This is a genomic window from Azospirillum largimobile, from assembly GCF_977007025.2.
In genome coordinates, this window is record NZ_CDRMUA020000002.1 from 314,740 (window position 1) to 336,855 (window position 22,116).

At 68.2% G+C, this 22,116-nt stretch carries 19 protein-coding genes and 2 tRNA genes; 8 read left to right on the plus strand and 13 right to left on the minus strand.

The window, feature by feature from the left end; all coding sequences use genetic code 11:
* Nucleotides 1–41: 41 nt before the first annotated feature.
* Nucleotides 42–1,058 carry an oxidoreductase gene (locus ACWPKK_RS14830; protein ID WP_452006646.1) on the plus strand — a complete coding sequence of 339 codons (1,017 nt, stop codon included), beginning with the start codon at nt 42–44 and terminating at the stop codon, nt 1,056–1,058.
* 5 nt (nt 1,059–1,063) lie between these two features.
* Here the strand turns inward: ACWPKK_RS14830 and ACWPKK_RS14835 are convergent, their stop codons facing one another.
* The 8 genes from ACWPKK_RS14835 to ACWPKK_RS14870 all read right to left on the minus strand — a co-directional run bounded on the left by ACWPKK_RS14835 (nt 1,064) and on the right by ACWPKK_RS14870 (nt 9,843).
* Nucleotides 1,064–2,716, minus strand: a complete 1,653-nt coding sequence (locus ACWPKK_RS14835; RefSeq protein WP_452005401.1) for an ABC transporter permease — start codon at nt 2,714–2,716, stop codon at nt 1,064–1,066.
* 201 nt (nt 2,717–2,917) lie between these two features.
* Entirely contained in the window at nt 2,918–3,904 is a 987-nt protein-coding gene (locus tag ACWPKK_RS14840) for an ABC transporter substrate-binding protein (RefSeq protein ID WP_452005404.1), read from the minus strand.
* Nucleotides 3,905–3,991: 87 nt separating this feature from the next.
* Nucleotides 3,992–4,810, minus strand: a complete 819-nt coding sequence (locus ACWPKK_RS14845; RefSeq protein WP_452005407.1) for a phosphodiesterase — start codon at nt 4,808–4,810, stop codon at nt 3,992–3,994.
* A 170-nt stretch (nt 4,811–4,980) separates the two neighbouring features.
* Nucleotides 4,981–6,030, minus strand: a complete 1,050-nt coding sequence (locus tag ACWPKK_RS14850; protein WP_452005410.1) for an ABC transporter ATP-binding protein — start codon at nt 6,028–6,030, stop codon at nt 4,981–4,983.
* Nucleotides 6,031–6,042: 12 nt separating this feature from the next.
* Nucleotides 6,043–6,846: an ABC transporter permease gene (locus ACWPKK_RS14855; RefSeq protein ID WP_452005413.1), complete on the minus strand. Its 804-nt coding sequence runs from the start codon at nt 6,844–6,846 to the stop codon at nt 6,043–6,045.
* 5 nt (nt 6,847–6,851) lie between these two features.
* Nucleotides 6,852–7,676, minus strand: coding sequence for an ABC transporter permease (locus tag ACWPKK_RS14860; protein WP_452006648.1), 825 nt, complete (start codon nt 7,674–7,676; stop codon nt 6,852–6,854).
* A 56-nt stretch (nt 7,677–7,732) separates the two neighbouring features.
* Nucleotides 7,733–8,749, minus strand: a complete 1,017-nt coding sequence (locus ACWPKK_RS14865) for an ABC transporter substrate-binding protein (RefSeq protein ID WP_452005416.1) — start codon at nt 8,747–8,749, stop codon at nt 7,733–7,735.
* On the minus strand, nt 8,746–9,843 hold the full coding sequence (locus ACWPKK_RS14870) for a LacI family DNA-binding transcriptional regulator (RefSeq protein ID WP_452005419.1): 1,098 nt from the start codon (nt 9,841–9,843) through the stop codon (nt 8,746–8,748). Before ACWPKK_RS14870 ends, ACWPKK_RS14865 begins: the two co-directional genes overlap by 4 nt.
* A 227-nt stretch (nt 9,844–10,070) precedes the next feature.
* Between ACWPKK_RS14870 and ACWPKK_RS14875 the strand changes: the two genes are divergently transcribed.
* Nucleotides 10,071–10,147 (plus strand) — tRNA-Arg (locus ACWPKK_RS14875).
* Nucleotides 10,148–10,527: 380 nt separating this feature from the next.
* Here ACWPKK_RS14875 and glmS read toward each other — a convergent pair.
* Both glmS and glmU read right to left on the minus strand, forming a co-directional pair.
* Complete coding sequence (gene glmS / locus ACWPKK_RS14880) at nt 10,528–12,354, minus strand: glutamine--fructose-6-phosphate transaminase (isomerizing) (RefSeq protein ID WP_452005422.1); 1,827 nt, start codon at nt 12,352–12,354, stop codon at nt 10,528–10,530.
* A 56-nt stretch (nt 12,355–12,410) separates the two neighbouring features.
* Complete coding sequence (gene glmU / locus ACWPKK_RS14885; RefSeq protein WP_324869252.1) at nt 12,411–13,763, minus strand: bifunctional UDP-N-acetylglucosamine diphosphorylase/glucosamine-1-phosphate N-acetyltransferase GlmU; 1,353 nt, start codon at nt 13,761–13,763, stop codon at nt 12,411–12,413.
* A gap of 711 nt (nt 13,764–14,474) precedes the next feature.
* Between glmU and ACWPKK_RS14890 the strand changes: the two genes are divergently transcribed.
* On the plus strand, nt 14,475–14,726 hold the full coding sequence (locus ACWPKK_RS14890) for a hypothetical protein (RefSeq protein WP_324869251.1): 252 nt from the start codon (nt 14,475–14,477) through the stop codon (nt 14,724–14,726).
* Here the strand turns inward: ACWPKK_RS14890 and ACWPKK_RS14895 are convergent.
* Entirely contained in the window at nt 14,671–15,552 is an 882-nt protein-coding gene (locus ACWPKK_RS14895) for a DUF3108 domain-containing protein (RefSeq protein ID WP_324869250.1), read from the minus strand. The genes ACWPKK_RS14890 and ACWPKK_RS14895 overlap by 56 nt on opposite strands.
* A gap of 188 nt (nt 15,553–15,740) precedes the next feature.
* Between ACWPKK_RS14895 and ACWPKK_RS14900 the strand changes: the two genes are divergently transcribed.
* From ACWPKK_RS14900 to ACWPKK_RS14915, 4 genes are all read left to right on the plus strand, one after another.
* Nucleotides 15,741–15,815: transfer RNA gene (locus ACWPKK_RS14900), tRNA-Val, on the plus strand.
* Nucleotides 15,816–16,016: 201 nt separating this feature from the next.
* Nucleotides 16,017–16,181, plus strand: coding sequence for a sugar tyrosine-protein kinase (locus ACWPKK_RS14905; RefSeq protein ID WP_149224507.1), 165 nt, complete (start codon nt 16,017–16,019; stop codon nt 16,179–16,181).
* A gap of 140 nt (nt 16,182–16,321) precedes the next feature.
* Nucleotides 16,322–17,203 (plus strand): pantoate--beta-alanine ligase, encoded by an 882-nt coding sequence (gene panC, locus ACWPKK_RS14910; RefSeq protein WP_452005427.1) that lies wholly within the window; start codon nt 16,322–16,324, stop codon nt 17,201–17,203.
* 160 nt (nt 17,204–17,363) lie between these two features.
* Nucleotides 17,364–17,774: a flagellar basal body-associated FliL family protein gene (locus tag ACWPKK_RS14915; RefSeq protein WP_452005430.1), complete on the plus strand. Its 411-nt coding sequence runs from the start codon at nt 17,364–17,366 to the stop codon at nt 17,772–17,774.
* Nucleotides 17,775–17,833: 59 nt separating this feature from the next.
* Here ACWPKK_RS14915 and ACWPKK_RS14920 read toward each other — a convergent pair whose 3' ends face one another.
* Nucleotides 17,834–19,225: a class II 3-deoxy-7-phosphoheptulonate synthase gene (locus ACWPKK_RS14920; protein ID WP_452005433.1), complete on the minus strand. Its 1,392-nt coding sequence runs from the start codon at nt 19,223–19,225 to the stop codon at nt 17,834–17,836.
* A gap of 276 nt (nt 19,226–19,501) precedes the next feature.
* Here ACWPKK_RS14920 and ACWPKK_RS14925 point away from each other — a divergent pair, with 276 nt between their 5' ends.
* Nucleotides 19,502–20,866 (plus strand): AmpG family muropeptide MFS transporter, encoded by a 1,365-nt coding sequence (locus ACWPKK_RS14925; RefSeq protein ID WP_452005436.1) that lies wholly within the window; start codon nt 19,502–19,504, stop codon nt 20,864–20,866.
* Nucleotides 20,867–21,052: 186 nt separating this feature from the next.
* Here the strand turns inward: ACWPKK_RS14925 and ACWPKK_RS14930 are convergent, their stop codons facing one another.
* Nucleotides 21,053–21,955, minus strand: coding sequence for a manganese catalase family protein (locus tag ACWPKK_RS14930; protein ID WP_452005439.1), 903 nt, complete (start codon nt 21,953–21,955; stop codon nt 21,053–21,055).
* Nucleotides 21,956–22,116 lie beyond the last annotated feature (161 nt).

The following is a 22,116-nucleotide window of genomic DNA, read 5'->3' on the forward strand; positions in this document are numbered from 1 at the left end:
TCTGCTGTGCCGGTTGCGAGCCTTGGGGAAGGGGAATGACGATGAGGAGCCTGTCGGTCGGTTTGCTGGGATTCGGCCTTGCCGGGTCGGTTTTCCATGCGCCGCTGATCCTGAGCGAGCCGAGCCTGAACCTGAAGGCGGTCGCCAGTTCGCGCGTGGACGACATCCGCCGCAGCGCACCGGGGGCGGAGGCTACGACGGTGGAGGCGGTGATCGGCGATCCGGGCATCGATCTGGTGGTGATCGCCACCCCCAACACCAGCCACGCTCCCCTGGCGCGCGAGGCGCTGCTGGCCGGCAAGCATGTGGTGATCGACAAGCCGATGGCGACCACCGCGGCGGAGGCCGACGAACTGATCGACCTCGCCAAGCGGAAGGGACGGCTGCTGACGGTTTTCCAGAACCGCCGCTGGGACAACGACTTCCTTACTCTGCGCACCTGCCTGGAAAACGGCGAGGTCGGCCGCCCCTATCACTATGAGGCGCATTTCGACCGCTTCCGGCCGCAGATCAAGCAGGGCTGGCGCGAACAGACGCTGGCAGGATCGGGGGTGCTGTTCGACCTTGGCGCCCATCTGATCGATCAGGGGCTGACCCTGTTCGGCATGCCCGACCGCATCCTCGCAGATGTCGGCGCCCAGCGGCCGGACGCACAGGTCGACGACTGGTTCCACATCGTGCTGGGCTATGGCCCGCTGCGGGCGATCCTGCATTGCGGGACGGTGGTCTGCCGGCCGGGACCGCGCTTCCAGCTGCATGGCGACCGCGGCAGCTTCCTGAAACACGGCATGGACGGGCAGGAGGCGGCGTTGCGTGCCGGCCGCATGCCGACCGAGGCGGATTGGGGCCTGGACGAACCGGAGAACCACGCCTTGCTGGTCCAGGCCGACGGGACGGAACGCCGGGTGGAAACGCTGCGCGGCGACTATCCCGCCTTCTATCGTGGCGTGGCGGCCGCCATCCTCGACGGCGCGCCGCCGCCGGTGACGGCGGAGCAGGCGCGCGACGTGCTGACCGTGCTGGAGGCGGTGCGCAAGGCGGCGGGACTGCCGGCCTGAGACGTCTATTCCCGCCAGGGCACCACGCCGGGCGGCAGGCGGCGGCCCAGCGCCCCGGCGGCGAGCATGGCGCCCAGCACCACCAGAATTGCGATGACGCCTAGCGCGGCGCCCAGCGTCGGGCTGCCGCCTTCCTCCAGCGCATAGACGACGACGCCCAGCGTCTCCCGCCCCTGCGACCACAGCAAGATGGAGACGGTCAGCTCGTTGAAGGCGGTCAGGAAGACCAGCAGGCCGCCGGCCGCCGCCGCCGGTGCGACCAGCGGCGCCACCACCGTCAGCAGGCGGCGCAGCGGCCTGGCGCCGAGCGCGCGGGCGGCCTCCTCCACCGTCGGGTCGAGGGCGGCGCAGGCCGCCTGCACCGGGCGCAGGGCCAGCGGTAGGAAGCGGACCAGATAGGCCGCCAGGATGATCCACAGCGTGCCGTACAGGCTGAAGCCCAGCCCCGGCAGCGGCTTCAGGAACAGCAAGATGCAGCCGATGCCCAGCACCACCCCCGGCACGGCGTGCGGCAATTCCACCAGCACCCCAACCGCGCGGGCGATCCGCCCGGCACCGCCGCCCCGCGCCATGGTGTGGGCCAGCGGAATCGCCAGCAGGGCGAGCAGCAGCGCGGCCGATCCCGACAGCAGCACCGAATTGGCGAAGGCGCGCCCGACCTGATCGAGCGCCAGCACCTCGCGGTAATGGGACAGCGTCAGCGTGTCGAGACCGATGGGCAGGCCGTAGACCCGCACGAGGCTGGTCGCCAGCAATGCCGCAAGCGGCGCCGCGACCAGCAGCAGAAGAATGCCCCAGGCCATCGTCTCGACCGGTGCGCGGGCTGCGCCGAGCGGCAGCGGCGCCAGCGGGCGGGCGCCGCCGGGCAGGCGGGTGGCGATGCGCGATTGCAGGATGGTCTGGGCGGCGATGCCCAGGCAGGCGATGAGGCCGATCAGGGCGGCCAGCACCGCCACCTCGGGCAGGGCGGAGGGACCGAAGCCGGCCAACCGCCGGTAGATCAGCGTCGGCAACATCGGGATGCCGGCCGGCACGCCCAGCAGCGCCGGAACTCCGAAATTCCCCAGCGCCGCGACGAAGGCCATGGCGAGCCCGGCGATCAGCCCCGGCAGGCAGAGCGGCAGCACCACGCCGCGCACCGCACGCCAAGGTCCGGCGCCGGATGCCCGCGCCGCTTCCAGCACATCGCCGGGAATGGCGCGGAGCGCCGCGCGCAGGGCAAGGAAGACCAGCGGCGCATGTTCGATTCCCATTACCAGCACCATGCCCATCGCCGACTGCACCGGGTTCGGCGTGCCGACCGGCGGAGCGAGGCCGAGCGGCTTCAACAGCGGGCTGCCGGACCCGGCAAGATGGGTCCAGGCCATCGCCACGATCTGCGGCGGGATCATCAACGGCAGGATCAGGGCGAAGGTCATCGCCGTCCGGGCGCGCAGCTCGGTCAACCCGATCAGCAGGGCGAAGGGCCCGCCGATCAGCGCCGCCGCCAGCGTGGCGCCCGCGGCGATGGCGATGCTGTTGCCGGTGGCCCGCCAAGTGGCGGGGGAGTCGAGCACACGGCCCAGCACCGCCGGATCGCCCGCTTCCCACAGCAGGCGCAGGACCGGGAGAAGCACGAGCAGGCCGATGAGTAGCGGCCAGCCGGGGAGGGCGGGCAAAGCGCCTTTTCCCACGCTCCAACCTCCCGGGGCAATCCCCCTCTCCCCGCCGGGGAGAGGGTCGGGGTGAGGGGGGTGCACAGCGTGGATTTTCACAGACGGATCGGAGTGCGCGATTTTTGAAAGTCCCCGCAACGCATCCCCCTCACCCTAACCCTCTCCCCGGGGGGAGAGGGGATGCTTACCTCACCTCACCTCACCTCACCCGCCGAACAGATCGGCGAAGGCGCGCTTGTTGGCGTCGTCCTCGGCCAGCGCCTTGGCCGGGTCGTAGGGCAGCAGGGTGATGGTCGCAGGGTCGGGGAAGCCCGGCGGCGGGTTGACCCCCGGAAGGGCCGGCAGGAAGCCCTGGCGGGAGGCGAGATCCTGGCCGTCGCGGCTCAGCAGGAAGTCGATGAAGGCCTTGGCCGCGGTGGGATTCTTCGCGGTGCTGAGGATCGCCACCGGCTCGCTGACCGCGCTGACGCCCTCCTTGGGGAAGACGAAGGCGACGGGCGCGCCCTTCAGCTGTTCGCGGATCGGCAGGTAATCGACCACCATGCCGTAGAGCTTCGCCCCGCCGGCCACGTCCTTCAGGATGCCGCCGTTGCCCTTGGCCGCGGTGACGGCATTGCGCTGCAGCGCCTCGTAGTACGCCATGCCCAGCGACGGCTGCGCCTTAATCGACGCCATGTGGATGGCGGCGGCACCGGAATAGAGCGGGCTCGGCATCACCGTGGTGCCCTTCGCCTCCGGCTTCAGCAGATCCAGCCAGGAGGTCGGCTTCATCGGGGCGGCGGTGTTGTAGACGATGCCGGTGGTGATCAGCTTGGTGCCGAACCAGTAGCCCTGCGCATCGTGGGTGCCGGGACGATAGCCGGCCACCGGAGCGTCGGCATAAGGCTGCAGGCGCTTCTCCGCCTTCAGCGATTCCATCGTCACCGCGTCGGCGATCAGCAGCAGGTCGGGCTGCGGTGCACCGGCGGTGAACTCCGCCCGCAGCTTGTTCATCAGCTCGGTCGTGCCGTTGCGGACCCACTCCACCTCGACGCCGGGGTTCTTCGCCTTGAAAGCCTCGACCGTCTGGCGGGCGTCTGGCTCCAGCTGCGAGGTGTAGAGCACCAGCTTGCCGGTGGCGCCGTCCGCCTGGGCGGTGTGGCTCAGCGCCAATGTCAGGACCGTGGCGAGGGTGGCGAGAAACGCCTTCATCTCTGTCGTCTCCGTGGGATCGGCGGTGAGAGCTGTGTCTTACGCCATGCCCGTGACAGGCGCGTGACAGCCGGCTGAATAGCCGAGCTAGTCGATCAGCTTTCCGTCCTTGAAGAAGGGATAGGGGCCGTCATAGTCGCCGATGACGGCGGTATGGCTGACAACGCCGGTGTCGGCGCCCCACATGTGGATCTGGTAGCCCGGCGGCTCCATCATGAAGGCGGACGGCGCGTCGTCACGCAGGTCGAGCGCCACCTGATGCGCGGTGGAGGGCGCGGTCGAGGCGATGGTCCCGGCCCAGCGCACCTGGATCGGCCGGTGCAGATGGCCGCACAGCACCCGTTCCACCTGCGAATGGCGGCGGATCACGTCGGCCATGGCGTCGGCGCCGCTCAGGCCGAGCCGGTCCATGTGGCCGATGCCGGTGGCGAAGGGCGGATGATGCTGGAAGACGATGGTCGGCCGCTCGGGCTGCTCGGACAGGCGGGCGTCGAGCCAAGCGAGACGCTCCGCACAGACCTCTCCCGCGCCGGAGCCGGGCAGGACGGTGTCCATGGCAATCAAGCGGACCGGCCAGTCCTCCACCGTGTAGTGGAAGAAGCGGCTGTCGCCGACGCGGGCCTTGAGGTCGGGAAAGGCCTCGGCGAGACCGGCGCGTTCGTCATGGTTGCCGGGCACGGCGAAGAGCGGGATGTCGAGCGGGCGGAGCAGACCGAGCAGGCGTTCGTACTCCTCGGCATGGCCGACATCGACGAGGTCGCCGGTGGCGAGGATCACGTCGGGGCGCGGGGTGAGTGCCAGGACGGCGGCGACGGCGCGCTCCAGAAAAGGGGCGGTGTCGACGCGGCGATAGGCGAGGCGGCCGGGCGGCTTGATGTGGGTGTCGGTGATCTGGACGATGATCATGGGGACCTGTTCCAGGGCTTAAAGGTTTGATTTGTGGGGCGTTAGACCCCCACCTAACCTCCCCCGCTGGGCGGGGGAGGGACTGCCGGCGCTCTTCCGCCTCAGCACTTACCCCCTCCCCCGCCCAGCGGGGGAGGTTAGGTGGGGGTCTGACTTAGCAACGAACTCACTCACGGCACCGCCAGCACCCGCGCCGGATCGACGCGCAGCCACACCCGATCGCCGCGCCCCAACTCGCTCCGCCCCAGGGTGTCCACAGTCAGCGCCGGCCCCTCCGTCGGCTCCACCACCAGCCGCGTGCGGTCGCCCAGGAACACCGCGGCGGCGACGCTCCCGCCCAGATGCCCGTCCGCCTCCGATGCGAGCGCCAGATCCTCCGGCCGCACCAGCAGCTCCACCGTGCCGTCCGGCCCCGACCAGGGCAGCGACGCCGCGCCGATGGACAGCGTCCCGCCCTGCACCGTGCCGCCCAGGCGGTTCATCGTGCCGATGAAGTCGGCGACGAAGCCATCGGCCGGCTGGTAATAGATCTCGCGCGGGGTGCCGATCTGCGCCACACGCCCCTTGGCCATCACGACGATGCGGTCGCCGAGCGCCATCGCCTCGCCCTGGTCGTGGGTGACGTAGACCGCGGTGATGCCGAGCCCGCGCAGCAGCCGGTCGATCTCCAGCCGCAGGCTGTCGCGCAGCTTGGCGTCCAGGGCCGTCAGCGGTTCGTCCAGCAGCAGCACGCGCGGACGCACCACCAGGGCGCGGGCCAGCGCCACCCGCTGCCGCTGCCCGCCGGAGAGCTGGTCGATCCGCCGCCCGGCGAACTCGCCGAGATGCATCAGGTCCAGCATCTCCTCCACCCGGCGGGCGCGGTCGGCGCGGGCAACCTTGCGCACCTTCAGGCCGTAGGCGACGTTCTCCGCCACCGTCATGTTGGGGAACAGGGCATAGCTCTGGAACACCATGCCGACATTGCGCCGCTCGATGGGAAGCGCGGTGACGTCCTCCTCGCCGAACAGCACGCGGCCGCCGGGATCGGGGCTCTCCAGCCCGGCGATGATGCGCAGCGTGGTGGTCTTGCCGCAGCCGCTGGGGCCGAGGAAGACGATGGTCTCGCCGCCGCGGATGGTCAGGTCCAGCGGTTCCAGCGCACGGGCGCTTCCGGCGAAGGTCTTGCCGCAGCGCTCCAGGCGGATCGGCACGGCGTCGAGGTGGAAGCTGTCGGACATCTGGGAATGGCCTCAAACGGACGGACGGCCGCGCTTCGCCAGACCCTGCAGCAGGATCAGGCTGGGCACGATCATCAGGAAGAAGACGAGGGTGTAGGCGCTGCCGATCTCGATCCGCAGCGAGGCGTAGCTGTCGGCCAGCCCGACCGGCAGGGTCTTGGTCAGCGGCGTGTGCAGCAGCCAGGTCAGGTTGAACTCGCCCACCGACAGCGTCAGCACCATCAGCGACCCGGCCATGATGCCGGAGCGGCAGTTGGGCAGCACCACCGTGGCGAAGCGGCGCAGGAACCCGGCGCCCAGGCTGGCGGCCCCCTCCTCCAGCGTCTTCAGGTCGATGGAGCCCATCACCGCAAGAACGGCGCGGACCATGAAGGGCAGGGTGAACAGCACATGGCCGATCAGGATGAACAGCCAGCTGCTGCGCAAATCACCCACGCCGCCATAGGTGACGATCAGCGCCAGCGCTGTGGCGAGGCCGGGGATGGCCACCGGCATCATCAGCAGTTCCTCCACCAGCCGGGCGATCCGGCCGGGGCGCCGCGCCAGCGCATAGGCCGCGGGCACGCCCAGCAGCAGCGTGCAGGCGAGGCAGGCGAAGGCGATCTGCAGGGACAGCAGGATGGTGCCGGAATAGACCCGCAACACCTCCTCCACCCAGCGCAGGGTCAGGCCGCTCTTCAGGCCGACGAAATAGTTGGCGGTCAGCCCGGCCAGCATCGACATCACCATCGGCACGGTCAGCAGGGCGCAGACCAGCAGGGTGAAGCCCAATTGCAGCCAGAAGCCCCAGCCGCGGCGATTCGACAAACTCTGCATCACCGTCACCCCGCCGCCGCAACGGAGGTGCCGGCGACGCTGCGCGCCACCGCGAGCGCCGCCCAGGTGATGAGGCCGAGCAGGACACTGAGCGCCGCCGCCGCCGCGATGTTCGCCTGGAGCGTGAATTCGGTATAGATCGTCATCGGCAGCACGTTGATGCGGGTGGCGAGCGTAAAGGCGGTGCCGAACGCGCCCATGGAGGTCGCGAAGCAGAGCGCGCCTGCGGAAATCAGTGCTGGTTTCAGCGCCGGCAGGATCACGTCGGCCACCACCCGCCAGGGGGATGCCCCCAGCGATCGCGCCGCCTCCTCCAGCCGCGGGTCCAGCTTCTCCGCCGCCGCCATCACCGTCAGGATGACGCGCGGGATCGAGAAATAGACGTAGCCCAGGAATAGCCCGGCCATCGAATAGGCGAAGACCAGCTTTCCCCCGGTCAGCGCCTGGGTGATGGTGCCGATCAGCCCCTGGCGTCCGGCCAGCATGATGACCATGAAGCCGATCACCACGCCGGGAAAGGCCAGCGGGAAGGTCAGCAGCGCCACCAGCAGGGCGTGCCCGGGAAAGTGATGGCGCACCAGGAAAAGCCCGGCGACGGTCGAAACCGCCAGTGTCACCAGGGTCACGCCGGCCGACAGCGCCAGCGTGGAGATCAGGCTGTCGAGATGTCCGGTATCGACGAGCGTGGTGAGATAGGCGGACCAGCCCTCCGCCCCGCCGGCGCCGATCAGGATCAGGCGGACCAGCGGCAGCAGGAAGAAGGCAGCGAAAACCGCCGCCGCCGGCGCCAGCAGGGCCGCCAGCCGCAGCGGTTCGCCCGTCCTCCACAACCGGACCGGCGGGCGGGCCGCCGGCCGGGGGAGGGGAGCGTCCTGCACGCAGGCGCTCACTTCACCTCCGCCTGATAGCGGTCCATAAAGCCCTTCTGCGCCTCGGCCATGCGGGCGAGGTCGACCGGCTTGGCGCGGGCGTAGTCGGCGGCCGGCAAGAACTTGGCGGCGGTCTCCGGCGACATTGCCTCGGCCCGGACCGGGCGCATGAAGGCGTTGGCCCACAGGGTCTGGCCCTTGTCGGACAGGACGTAGTCCAGAACCTTCCTGCCGTTCTCGGGATTCGGGCCGTTCTTGACCAGCGCCATCACATAGGGCACCGACACGGTGCCTTCCTTCGGGATGACGAAGGCGACCGGGGCCTTGTCGGTGTATTTGGCGCGGTAGGCGTTGAAGTCGTAATCGATCAGGATCGGAATCTCGCCCGACAGCACGCGGGCGTAGGAGGTCTGCTTCGGCACGATGGGCTGGTTCTTCTGCAGGTCCTTGAACCAGCCGACCGCCTTGTCGAAGCTGCCGTAATCGCCGCCCAGCGCCAGGTTGACCGCAACCGCGCCGACATAGCCGACGGCGGCGCTGGTCGGGTCCAGGTAGCCCACCATGCCGGAATAATCGGGCTTCAGCAGGTCGGCCCAGCTCTGCGGCACCGGCTTTCCGCCCAGCGCCTCGGTGTTGACGAAGAAGCCCAGCGTGCCGCTGTGGATGGCGAACCAGTTGCCGTCGGCGTCCTTCATCCCATCGGGGATCTCGGCCCATGCCGCCGGCTTGAAGGGGGCGACGACGCCGGCTGCCTTGGCCTGTATACCGACCGGCCCGCCGAGATAGACGACGTCGGCCACCGGCTTGTCCTTTTCCGCCAGCATGGCGGCGAGCGACTGGCCGGAGTTCTTGTTGTCGAACGGCACGGCGATGCCGAGATCGGCCTTGATCGCCTTCAACTGCGACGCCCAATCGGCCCATTCCGGCGGGCAGTTGTAGCAGATGGCGGTCTGCTCCGCCGCCTTGGCGGGAGCGACCGTGGCGGTGAGGGCGGCGGCCAGAGCGGCGGCGCCGAGCAGGAACGGCTTCATCATGATCGAGGGTATCTCCGTTCAGGAAGCGCTTGGATCGGTTCGGAAGGCGCGGCCCCGAGCGATTCGCCCGGACGCAAGGTGAAGGGCAGCATCACGGCGCGACCCTGCAGGTCGCCGGAAAAGCCGGTGCGCAGGCATTCGAAGGCGGTGGCACCCATGGCGCGGGCCGGCTGCACCAGGGTGGCGAGGCTGGGCGACATCAGCCGGCCGACCTCGATCCCGTCGAATCCGCAGACCGACACGTCGTCGGGCACCCGCAGGCCGAGGTCGCGCAACGCGCGGATGGTGGCGAGCGCCAGCATGTCGTTGGAGGCAAAGAACGCGGTCGGCCGCTCCGGCCCTTCCAGATGCGGGGCCAGCCGGTGGGCCAGCTGCAAATCGTTGAAATCGACCTCCACCACCGGCCCCGGCAGCAGGCCGGCATCGGCCAGCGCCGCCTGCCAGCCGGCATGGCGCCGGCGCGAGCGGTCGGACTGGCGGAAGCGCCCGGCGATCATGCCGATGCGCCGGTGGCCGAGCACCGCCATCCGCTCCACCACCGCGCGGGAGGCGGCGACGTTGTCGACCGACACATGGGCGCGGAACGGGCGTTCGGGCTGGTTGTAGGCAAGGACATAGGGCAGCCGCACCTCGTCCAGCGTGTCGAGCGACCCGCTGCGGTCGGCATCGGCGACGGTCAGGACCAGCCCTTCCACCCGGTTGGACAGCAGCCCTTCGATGGCGCGGGATTCCTTGCCCGGATCATAGTCCGTGGAGGCGATCAGGACGCTGTAGCCGGCCTCGGCCGCGGCCTCCTGGATGCCGGCGACGCTCTCGGCAAAGACGGGATTGGTCAGCGACGGCACCAGCACGCCGACGGTGCGCGTGCGCGCCGCCTTCAGGCTGCGCCCGATGGTGCTGGGACGGAAGGAGAGGTCCGACGCCGCGACGCGCACCTTTTCCATGGTTTCTGGCGTGGCGCTGCCGCTGCCGTTGAGGACGCGCGACACGGTGGCGATGGACACCCCGGCGCGCGCCGCCACATCGCGGATCGTCGCCACGCGCTCCACCCCGCGGGCGGTGCCCCGCGGCGTCTGCCCATCCGTGAATCGCATCCCATCCCGCACCATCAACCACCCGTCCTTCCGTCACCGGCCGATCCGGTGTGGGGCAGAGTGATGGCGGCGTGTTGCAATCGCGTGACGTCAGGAAAACGGTTTCATGAAGAATGGAAACGTTTCCACGAAGCGGGGGCGAGGCGTTGCGACGTCAGCAGAAAAAGGCTGAATTTAGTGTTTGCGTCGCCGCAGGGCTTGGACTATGTTCCACCTCCACCAGCGATGGACCCGTAGCTCAGCTGGATAGAGCGCTGCCCTCCGAAGGCAGAGGTCATGAGTTCGAATCTCGTCGGGTCCGCCACGAATTCAAGGGCTTAGCCGTTTCAGCGGCTAGGCCCTTTTCGTTTTGGCTCGCCTTGCGTCATGTTGCGGGCGGATTTGGCGTTCACCGTGGTCGCGGCGTCTACCACGGATCCGGCGGCGGTCCAGCCGAACCGCTTCTTGCTTGAACTCTTCCATCGGCCTGCGCCGATAGGCGGCACCGACGCCAAACCTCCCGCTCCCTCAGACCATAGCGGGAGGTTCTTCACGTTCTCTGGGCAAGTTCATGGAGGGCATGCCGCGATCCCGCGGAAGCGTATCCTCAATTGAGGATACGACCTCCCAGGAGCGCAGGACTACTTACTCAGCCCATTCGAAGACTTTATTGTCAGCCGACAACTACACTCTGCGTCTTCTGCTTTACTCGACAGTCACCGACTTGGCCAGATTGCGCGGCTGGTCCACGTCGGTCCCCTTGAGCACCGCGGTGTGATAGGCCAGCAACTGGACCGGGATAGCGTAGAGCAGCGGGGCAACCAGCGGGTCGCAGGCCGGGAGTTCGACCGACCAGCGGACCTTGTCCTTCAGCTTGTCGATGCCCTTCTTATCGGCCAGCAGCAGGACCTTGCCGGAGCGGGCGCAGACCTCCTGCACGTTCGACACCACCTTCTCGAACAGGGCGTCGGACGGGACCAGCACGATCACCGGCACATTGTCGTCGATCAGCGCGATCGGACCATGCTTCAACTCGCCGGCGGCGTAGCCCTCGGCATGGATGTAGCTGATCTCCTTCAGCTTCAGCGCGCCTTCCAGGGCCAGCGGGTACATGGCGCCGCGGCCGAGATACAGCACGTCGCGGGCCTCCGACACCTCCTGCGCCAGTTCCTTCAGCCGCTCGTCATGGGCCAGCACGTCGGCGGCGCGGGCGGGGACTTCGCGCAGGGCGTGGGCGATCTGCTGCATCCGCTCCTGGTCGATGGCGCCGCGGGCGCGGCCGACGGTGACGGCAAGGCAGGCAAGCGTGGTCAGCTGGGTGGTGAAGGCCTTGGTCGAGGCGACGCCGATCTCCGGCCCCGCCATGGTGTAGAGCACCGCATCGGATTCCCGCGCGATGGTGCTTTCCGGGGCGTTCACGATCGACAGGATCTTCTGGCCCTGGCGCTTGCAATAACGCAGGGCCTCCAGCGTATCCAGCGTCTCGCCCGACTGGGAGATGAACAGCGCGATGCCGCCCGGCGGCAGCGGGGCCTCGCGGTAGCGGAACTCCGAGGCGATGTCGACCTCGACCGGGATGCGGGCCAGCGTCTCGAACCAGTATTTGGCGACGAAGCCGGCGTAATAGGCGGTGCCGCAGGCGACGATGGTCAGCTTGGACGCGCCGGCCAGATCGAAGGGGAAGTCCGGCAGAGTGAAGGTGCCGGTTTCAGGGTTGATGTAGGCGTTCAGCGTGTCGCCGATGACCTGGGGCTGCTCGTAGATTTCCTTGAGCATATAGTGGCGGTAGCCGTCCTTGCCGATCAGGGCGCCGGAGACAGCGGTGGTCTTCACCGGCCGCTCCACCACCGCGTCGCTGGCGTCGTGGACGATGGCGGCGGTGCGGCTGACCTCGACCCAGTCGCCGTCCTCCAGATAGCAGATGCGGTTGGTCAGCGGCGCCAGGGCGAAGGCGTCGGACGCCAGGTACATTTCGCCGTCGCCATAGCCGACGGCCAGCGGCGTGCCGTGGCGGGCGCCGATCATCAGCTCATGCTCGCCCGCGAAGATCAGCACCAGGGCGAAGGCGCCGGTGAAGCGCTTGAAGGCGGCGGCCGAGGCCTGGACCGGCGTCATGCCCTGCTGGTCCAGGTAGTAGGTGACGAGATGGACGATCACCTCGGTGTCGGTGGCGCTTTCGAAGACGTAGCCGTGGCCGGTCAGCTCGTCCTTCAGCTCCTGGTAATTCTCGATGATGCCGTTGTGGACGACGGCGACGCGCTTGGTGGCGTGGGGATGGGCGTTGTTCTCCGTCGGGCCGCCATGGGTGGCCCAGCGCGTGTGGCCGATCCCGACCGTGCCGGACAGCGGCTGGTCGCGCAGCTTCATGTCCAGGTTGACCAGCTTGCCCTCGGCGCGGCGGCGCTCGATGTGGCCGTTCACCAGGGTGGCGACGCCCGCGCTGTCATAGCCGCGGTATTCGAGCCGGCGCAGGCCCTCCACCAGCCGGGGGGATGCGTCGTGAATGCCGTTGATGCCGATGATGCCGCACATGGACCTGATGCTCCTGAAAAAAGATGCCGACCGGAGAGTGAGGACCCGAACCGATCCTACGCCTTTTTTGCTTTCTCGTTTTGCTTCCGTTCGCGGAAACGCTGTGCCCAGCCGGCGTAAGCCTTCTGGCTGCCGCGGGCGACCACCAGGGCATCGGCCTCCACCGCCATCGTCACCACGCTGCCGGCGCCGACGATCGCGCCTTCGCCGATGACCACCGGCGCAACCAGCGCGCTGTTGGAGCCGATGAAGGCCCCGGCGCCGATCTCGGTCCGGCTTTTGTTGAAGCCGTCATAGTTGCAGGTGATGGTGCCGGCGCCGATGTTGGCCTTGGCGCCGACGCGGGCGTCGCCGATGTAGGTCAGGTGGTTGGCCTTGGCCCCGGCCTCGATCACCGCGTTCTTCACCTCGACGAAATTGCCGATGTGGGCGTCCGGACCGATTTCCGCACCCGGACGCAGCCGGGCGAAGGGGCCGATGACGGCGCCGCTGTCGATGCGCACGCCCTCCAGATGGCAGTAGGGCTTGATCTCCACCCGGTCGCCCACCGTCACGCCGGCGCCGAAGAAGCAGCCCGGACCGACGACCACGTCGCGTCCGAGCTTGGTGTCGACGCTGAGGAAGGTGCTGTCGGGGTCGATCAGGGTGGCGCCGTTGTCCATCGCGGCCTTGCGCAGGCGGCGCTGCAGCAGCTTTTCCACCTCCGCCAATTCGGCGCGGGAGTTGACGCCGACCACCTCGGCCGGGGCGGCCTCCACCACGGCGCAGGCCATGCCGGCGCGCCGCGCGATCTGGACCACGTCGGTCAGGTAGTATTCGGACTTGGCGTTGTCGTTGCCGACGCTGCCGATCAGGTCGAACATGCGCGCACCGTCGAATGCCATCAGGCCGGCGTTGCACAGGGTGACCGCGCGCTCCTCCTCGCTGGCGTCGAGATACTCGACGATCTTCTCCAGCCCGCCGCGGGCATTCAGGATCAGGCGGCCATAGGCGCCGGGATCGTCGGGCCGCATGCCCAGCACCACCACCGCCGGGTCGGCCGCCTGCCGGCGCGCCTGCACCAGGGCACGCAGCGTGTCGGGAGTGACCAGCGGCGTGTCACCGTACAGGACGATGACGTCGCCGGTGAACCCCTCCAGCAGGCCGAAGGCGGCGCGCACGGCGTCGGCGGTGCCGCGCTGCTCATGCTGGACCGCGGTCGGGTAGGGGGCGACGGCGGCGGCGACGCTGTCCATGCCGGGGCCGACCACCACCACGACATGGTCGGGGTCGAGCGTCTTCACCGCGGCCAGCACATGCCCGACCATCGGCCGGCCGGCCACCCGGTGCAGCACCTTGGGCAGATCGGATTTCATGCGCGTGCCCTTGCCGGCGGCGAGGATCACGCAGGCGAGCGGACGATGGGCCATGGTGGTGTTCCTGGTCGGACCTTGGTGTGGACGGGAAGGGGTGGAGGGAAACCGATCGATGAAAGCGCCGTACTTGAGCCGGGAAAGGTTAAGACATCACTGCTCCTGCGGGCGACGCATCTTCCGGAGTGCGCACTGCACCATCGGCAATTCCGAGAGTGGTGTGCCACAGCACGCAAAGGAAGCCCAAGTCAACTTTTGTTTCAGCCTGTCATAGCCGCGCCGGCCATGGCGTGGTCCTGCACCGGACGGCGGAAATAGCCGCTTCGGTCGGGATCTGCCCTAGGCGGGCATGCATGTGGAAAGGGTGGGTGCCGGCCCGTCCCGCACCACCTTGCCGATGCGCCGAACGCTCCCTGAAGGTTGCGGACAGTCCGTTCACCGCGGCGACCGCCGGTGCAACGGAACGATGCATACGCTGATACTATCCTTTTGGACAGCTGCGGTATCCCTCAGGATCCGCCCACGGCCACGGCAAAGCCCCTACAGTATTAGGGTCGATCCGGGAGGGCGCACCATGATGCAGCACGATGCCGTGACGGCCGGTTCTCTGGCCACCTGCACCACGCTCCTGCTGCTGTCCGCTTTCCGCAGGCAAGACAAGCAATCAAGAACCTGCCGGGTACGGGCCGGGCGGTGGCACGTCGTGCCGCAGTCGACGCCGCGCTACGGCGGTCCCCAATGGGAAGGAACTCCACCATGGTCTCTCGCATGGCTCGGGTCGTTCATATGGGAAAACTGGGCGGCTATGCGGCGCTTCTGGATGGCGCGCTGCTTGAACTGGACGGCCGTCTTCTCTGGCCGTCGGCGGGGGCGCTGAACGAAGCGATGCGGCGCGCCGGCATTCAGCCGTCGGACCTGATCCTCGACACCCGCTCGCCCGCCGGGATCACGCCCGCCGCAACGGTCAACGGATCGGCGGCTGTGAGGCCCCGGTCCGGCGGTCTGCCGCTGGCGGCGTGACGCCCGTCAGGTGGACGACCACGCTGCCGAAATCGCTGTCCGTCTCCAGCCGCACCGGCAGGGGCGGATAGCCGGCGGCGACGGGGGCCAGCCACAGATCCACCGGCGGCCGGTCCGCCGGATTGCTCCGCTGCCAGAAGCGGCCGGTGGGGCCGGACCTGCCGTATCCCGCCACCGGCTTGTAGCTGACCCGGCATTGCTGGGCGACGCCGGAGAAGACCGAATAGCGTGACGGATCGACGATCCGCCGTCCCACCTCGGTGAACATCATGTCATAGCGGCGGCGCCCGTCGAACACCGGCAGCGACCGGTCGCAGCGTTCGGTCGCCCCCACCGCGAAGAGCAGGTCCAGCACGGCGGACAGCGGGTCCAGCGTGCCGCGCTGCAGGGCGGGCGGCACCGGCTCGCGGTCGTCGGTCTCCGGCGGGGGCGTGACGGTGGCGGAAACATCGCCCTGCGGCCCGTAGGTCAGGGTGACGTTGCGCGGCTCCCCCCGGAACTGGCTGGACTGCCGATGGCTGGCTGGCCTCAGGTCGTCGCCCTGGCGGCGGCCGTCGCTCTGCGATTCCGTCTTCCAGGTGAAGAGGCGGCCGATGGTGCCCCCGGTCACCGCCGACACCGCGATCCGGTAGCGGTCGCCGGTCACGTCCAGGGTCGCATCCACGTCCAGCGCGGTGACGCCGCCGACGAACACGCGGTAGGTCGCCTTCAGCGGCTCCGCCATGGCTGCCGGTGCTGCGAGCGGCAGCAGGGGGAGCGACAGGCCGGCGGCCAGCAGGGCCGTTCCGAAACGGTTGGGGAGGCGGAGAGGGCTGGGATGGGGCACGGTCCGGGGCTCCTGCGGTCGGCGAAATCTTTTTTAAGATGGTGATGAATCTGGTGCTTGACACCCGGCGGGGAAGGCCGTAGAAACCCGCCCACCGCAGCGGCGGGGCCGACGAAAGACGGTCGCGACGCTCCCGGGAAAGCCAGCCGGATCGGCTGGACGGAACGGGGCAAAGAGTTTCAAGGTTCGGGCGCGTAGCTCAGCGGGAGAGCATTCGCTTCACACGCGAAGGGTCACAGGTTCAATCCCTGTCGCGCCCACCATTAAGAAAAGGCTTCGGACGAAAGTCCGGAGCCTTTTTCTTTTCCCGGCATTTTTGCCCCGGGGCTACACTGAAAACGTGCATCATATTATGCTTATATAATTGCCGAATCCGCGGTCGATTGACGCAGATCAGCCCCGTTTGCGTTGCAATACGGTAGGTTGGGTCATTCCCTGTCACCCGTTTCGGAAAGCCTCACCTCATGGACGATACCCGCATCGCTCTGCTCTCTCTCGGCCTGCTCGTCGTGGTCCTCGCCATCATCATCGGCTCGGTGATTTTCGTCCCCTCCTTCACCGCCCTGCTCGCCACGCTGCTGGCCTGGGCGAATCTGGCCTATCTGGTCGGCATCACCATCAAGCGCTGATTTTCCAATGTCGACGCGGCGGGGAAGGGGGTGCCTTCGCCGCCGCTTCGGCAACAGTCTGTCTTACGGAAAGCTTTTCTGGACAGGAACGGTCCGACACGTTATCCAGCGCGCGAATTCGACGCGCAAGGACCGCAGCCATGACGTTGACCGCCGCCCAGACCTCCAGCGACCTGCCGATCCTGAGGACAGTCGAGGATCTGCGAGCACAGGTCGCGGCTTGGCGCGGGGAGGGGCTGACCGTCGCCCTGGTGCCGACGATGGGGGCGCTGCATGACGGGCATCTGGGCCTCGTGCGGCGCGGGCGGGAGTTGGCCGACCGGGTGGTCGCCAGCGTCTTCGTCAACCCGACCCAGTTCGCCCCCCACGAGGATTTCGACCGCTACCCGCGGGACGAGGCCGGCGATTCCGCCAAGCTCGCGTCGGCGGGCTGTCACGCGCTCTACGCCCCGTCGGTGCGCGCTATGTATCCGGAAGGCTTCGCCACCGCCATCTCGGTCGGCGGCCCGGCGGAGGGGCTTTGCGGTGCCTTTCGGCCGCAGATGTTCGGCGGCGTCGCCCTGGTGGTGACCAAGCTGTTCCTGCAGGCCCTGCCCGACGTCGCGGTGTTCGGCGAGAAGGACTATCAGCAGCTGATGGTGATCCGCCGCTTCACCCGCGATCTCGACATCCCCGTCCGCGTCGAAGGGCTGCCGACGGTTCGCGAGGCCGACGGGCTCGCCATGTCCTCCCGCAACGCTTATCTCGGCGCTGACGAGCGCGCCCGTGCGCCGGAACTACACCGGGTTCTGACCGCGGCGGCCGAGGCGCTGGCCCGTGGGGCCGAAGCCGACGGTGCCCTGACCGGGATCCGCGGCCGCATCGCCGAGGCGGGATTCGGCGCCATCGACTATGTCGAACTCCGCGACGCCGAAACGCTGGAGCCGGTGACCGCCGTCACCCGCCCCGCCCGGCTTCTCGCGGCGGCCTGGATGGGCAAGGCCCGGCTGATCGACAATGTTCCGGTGATCCCGGTCGGCTGACCGGACAGATTGTTCGCTGCGCTGATCGATCGGCGTTTGACCGGCCTTTGCTGCAGGCCTAGCATCATCGCCGATGGGACGTGAGACCCCCGGCATTGGGGGCGGAAAGGCGATCGTGCGGCTCGTCCGTCGAAACCGGCATGGGGAAACGGTGTCCCTGATGCCGCTGGTTCTGACCGGCCTGCTGCTGGCGCTGGCGGCGCTCGGCACCACGGGTGCCGTGGTGGCCAGCAAGAACCGCGCACCTGCTCCCCAGGCACAGCCGGGGGGCAGCAAGAAATACGCTGCCCTGCCGATGATGACCTTTGGCTTGGGCGGTGGCGGCGCGCGGATGGTCGATGTCAAGGTTCTGCTGGAGATCGACCCATCGGTCGACGGCAAGGTCGCCGATCCCTACGTCCCCCGCATCTCCGACCAACTGTCCGACCGCATGCGCCAGATCGACCCGCAGCAACTGACCGGCGCCGACGGGGCGATGCTGATGAAAAGCACGATCGCGGGCGTGCTCGACCGCGAACTGCGGGGCGTGCGGGTGAAGGATATCCTGCTGGACCGGATGGTGGTGCGGTAGAAGAGAGTGGAGGCAGGCGCCGCGAGGACGCCCGCCCCAATCCGTTCACTCTGTTTCGATCACTCGGCCGCGACGGCGGCGCGGCGCTGGGCGTCGCGCGACTGGCGGCCTTCCTTCAGCTTTTCGGCCAGCAGGAAGGCCAGTTCCAGCGACTGGCTGGCGTTCAGGCGCGGGTCGCAGGCGGTGTGGTAGCGCAGCGCCAGATTGTGGTCGGTGATCGCCTGGGCGCCGCCGGTGCACTCCGTCACGTCCTGCCCGGTCAGCTCGAAATGCACGCCGCCGGCATGGGTGCCTTCGGCCTGATGCACTTCGAAGAAACCGCGCGCCTCGGCCAGCACCCGCTCGACCGGACGGGTCTTGTAGCCGGTGGTCGACTTGACCGTGTTGCCGTGCATCGGGTCGCAGGACCACACCACCGTGCGGCCTTCGCGCTGGACCTTGCGCAGCAGCGGCGGGAACTTCTCCGCCACCTTGTCGGAGCCCATGCGCACGATCAGCGTCAGGCGCCCGGCCTCGTTGGTCGGATTCAGGATGTCGATCAGGCGGATCAGTTCGTCCGGGTCGGTGGTCGGACCGCATTTCAGGCCGATCGGGTTCTTCACCCCGCGCAGGAATTCGACATGGGCGCCGTCGGGCTGGCGGGTGCGGTCGCCGATCCACAGCATGTGGGCCGACACGTCGTACCAGTCGCCGGTGGTGCTGTCGACGCGGGTCAGCGCCTGCTCGAACGGCAGCAGCAGCGCCTCGTGGCTGGTGAAGAAGTCGGTCTCGCGGATCTGCGGCGTCGTCTCCGCAGTGATGCCGCAGGCGGCCATGAAGGCCAGCGCCTCGTCCAGGCGGTTGGCCAATTCCTGGAAATGCTCGCCGGCCGGCGACTTCTCGACGAAGCTCAGCGTCCACTGATGGACCTTGTGCAGGTCGGCGTAACCGCCCTGGGCGAAAGCGCGCAGCAGGTTCAGCGTCGCGGCGGCCTGGGTGTAGGCCTGCATCATGCGTTCCGGATCGGGAACGCGGGCATCGCTGGTGAAATCGAAGCCGTTGATGATGTCGCCGCGGTAGGACGGCAGCTCGACCCCGTCGATGGCCTCCATGTCGGCCGAGCGCGGCTTGGCGAACTGGCCGGCCATGCGGCCGACCTTGATGACCGGGATCGAGGCGCCGAAGGTCAGCACCACGGCCATCTGCAGCAGGACGCGGAAGGTGTCGCGGATGTTGTTGGGGTGGAATTCGGCAAAGCTCTCGGCGCAATCGCCGCCCTGCAGCAGGAAGGCCTGGCCGGCGGCAGCCTCGGCCAGCTTGGCCTTCAACCGGCGGGCCTCGCCGGCGAAGACAAGCGGCGGATAGGAGGACAGACGCTGTTCGACCGCCTCGACCTTGGACTGGTCGGGATAAGTCGGCAACTGCTTCGCCGGTTTCGTCTTCCAACTGGCGGGTGTCCAACGCTCGACCATGACGCGCCTGCTCTTCCTTGACGATTGCGGAACGGGGGCCGGGCGGGCGGCGAACGACCGGCGGCGAATCCCGTTGGGGGGTACTCTATAGCGCGACTCGCGGTAACTTTTCCACAGTTTCGGCCCGCCTGCCGGCAATGCTGTGCCGCGGCGCCCCATGCTTCGCCATCGGGGGTGATTGCAGATGAAAGGAAGTTCGCGTCGGCGCCGCTGGCGGCGGGGCCTTGCGCCCTTTATACATCGGGGGCAACGACCGCCCGAGAGGAGCCCTTTTTGGTGAAAGCGACATCCTGGCGGGCAAGGCGCCTGTCCTCCTGGGGGCAGGCCCTGGCGGTCTACCGCGACCCGCGCGTGCTGGCGATCCTATTCCTGGGCTTTGCCGAAGGGCTGCCGCTGGCGCTGACCGGAGCCACGCTGAATGTCTGGCTGACCGAGGAAGGCGTCAGCCGGACCAACATCGGCCTCTTCGCGCTGGTCACCATGCCCTATGCGCTGAAGTTCCTGTGGGCGCCGCTGATCGACCGCATGAGGCTGCCGGTTATGACGCGGCTGTTCGGCCGGCGGCGCGGCTGGGCGCTGACGGCGCAGGCGGCGCTGATCGCGGCATTGCTGGGGCTGGGCACCACCGATCCCGGGCAGGATCTGTGGTGGACCGCGCTGTGCGCGGTGCTGGTCGCCTTCTGCTCCGCCAGCCAGGACATCGTCGTCGATGCCTACCGCGTCGAGGTGCTGGAGGAGCATCAGCAGGCCGCCGGTGCAGCGGTGCTGGTGCTGGGCTATCGCTTCGGACTGATGGCGGCGGGGGCGGGCGCCCTCTACATCGCGGAGGCCTATGGCTGGCGCACGGCCTATGAGGCGATGGCGGTGCTGGTCCTGGTGGGGATGGCGACCATCCTGCTGTGCCGCGAACCGAAGGAGCCACCGCCCAGCGCCCGCGAAAAGCTGATCGCCGAGTGGCTGGCGCGCCGGCCGCATCTGTCGGGCCGCAGCGCGGTGATGCTCGCCTGGCTCTATGGCGCGGTGGTGGCGCCCTTCCTGCAGTTCATGGAACGGCGGGCCTGGGTGCTGATCCTGGCCTTCATCGCCAGCTACAAGCTGGGGGAGGTTCTGGCCGGCCAGATGTCGTCGACCTTCTACATCAGCCTGGGCTTCACCAAGTCGGAGATCGCCACGGTCAGCAAGCTGTTCGGCCTGTGGGCGACCATCGCCGGGGGACTGCTGGGCGGGCTTCTGGTCGGCAAAATCGGGGTGCTGCGCGGCCTGATGATCGGCGGCATCCTGCAGATGGTGTCGAACCTGGGCTACGTCCTGCTGGCCTGGACCGGCCATGACGTGTCGATTTTGGCGGTGACGGTGGTGATCGACAATGTCTGCGGCGGCATCGCCACCGCGGCCTTCGTCGCCTATCTGTCCGGACTGTGCAACGTTGCCTATACCGCGACGCAATATGCCCTGCTGTCGAGCTTCTACAAGCTGGGCGGCGACCTGTTCGGCGCCTCGTCCGGCTGGTTGGCGGAGCGGATGGACTGGATCAGCTTCTTCCTGCTGTCGATGGCGGGCGCCCTGCCGGCGCTGTGCCTGCTGGTCTGGCTGATGGGGCTCCACCGCCGGGACCAGGAGACCGCCGTCCCCGCGCAGTGACGAAGGTATCGCTTTGGAAATTCGAGTGGAGAGATTTCGATTCGGATACCCTTCTCCTCTTGCGGAGCGGGATGAGGGATGAAACGGCCATAAGTCGTTGGAAACCTTGGATTACCACCCCTCACCCCGACCCCTCTCCCGCAAGGGGAGAGGGGTTTTGTCAGCATGCACCGTGCAGGAGAGCTGTCAGCCCCCGGTGGTGGTCTTGGTCTTGCCGGCGCCCGGCCCGGCGCCCAGATCGGCACCGGTGGTCGGGTCGGCGTCGGGCTTGGACATGGTGCGGGCGGCCACCGCATTGACCGCGGCCATTTCCGAGGCGGCCAGCTTCACCGTCGGGTTGCCGTCGCCGCCGTTGACCGGGCCGTCGCCCATCTTGACGTCCACGAACTCCCACTGGGCGCCCTGGTTCCAGGGGCCGCGCATGTCGCCTTCGCCCTGGCTCATGTTGTAGTACTTGTCGGTGTATTCCGGCTTGCCCGGCAGCTTGCCCGGCGGGAAGTTGTTGTCGATGGAGTACAGCGCCTTCTCGAAGCTCTTCTGGTGGGCGACTTCACGGGTCATCAGGAAGCCCAGCGCATCCTTCACCCCCGGATCGTTGGTGATGTTGATCAGGCGCTCGTAAATGATCTTGGCGCGCGATTCCGCCGCGATGTTGGAGCGCAGGTCGGCCGTCGGGTCGCCGATGCTGTCGATGTAGCCGCCGGTCCACAGCTGTCCGGCCGAATTCACCAGGGCCGGGCCGCCGCCATACAGAAGCGACAGGGTGTGGCTGCCGTTGCCCTGGGTGATGTTGGCATAGAGGTCGGCGGTCTCTTCCGCACCCTCGGCCAGCTTGCCCTTGGCGCCCTTGGTCAGCATGGCGACGATGGAGCCGATCACCTCGAGGTGGCTCAGTTCCTCGGTCGCGATGTCGATCAGCATGTCCTTGCGGCCCGGATCCTCGTCGGCCAGACCCTGGGTGAAGTAGCGCATGGCCGCGGCGAGCTCACCCTGCGGGCCGCCGAACTGCTCAAGCATAAGGCTGGCGAGCACCGGGTTCGGCTCAGACACGCGCACCGTGTACATGAGCTTTTTGTTGTGCATGAACATGCGAGGGACTCCTCCTGGATCAATTGGCCCGCTTTGCAGGGGCCGCGGATCGGTGCGACCGGGTCCGGACCAGATCGCTTCCTGCCCTCAACCGAGGATCTTTAGAAGCGTTCCAGGAGAAATGCCTGTTTTGGAGTGCTATGACGGACGGATCCTAACTG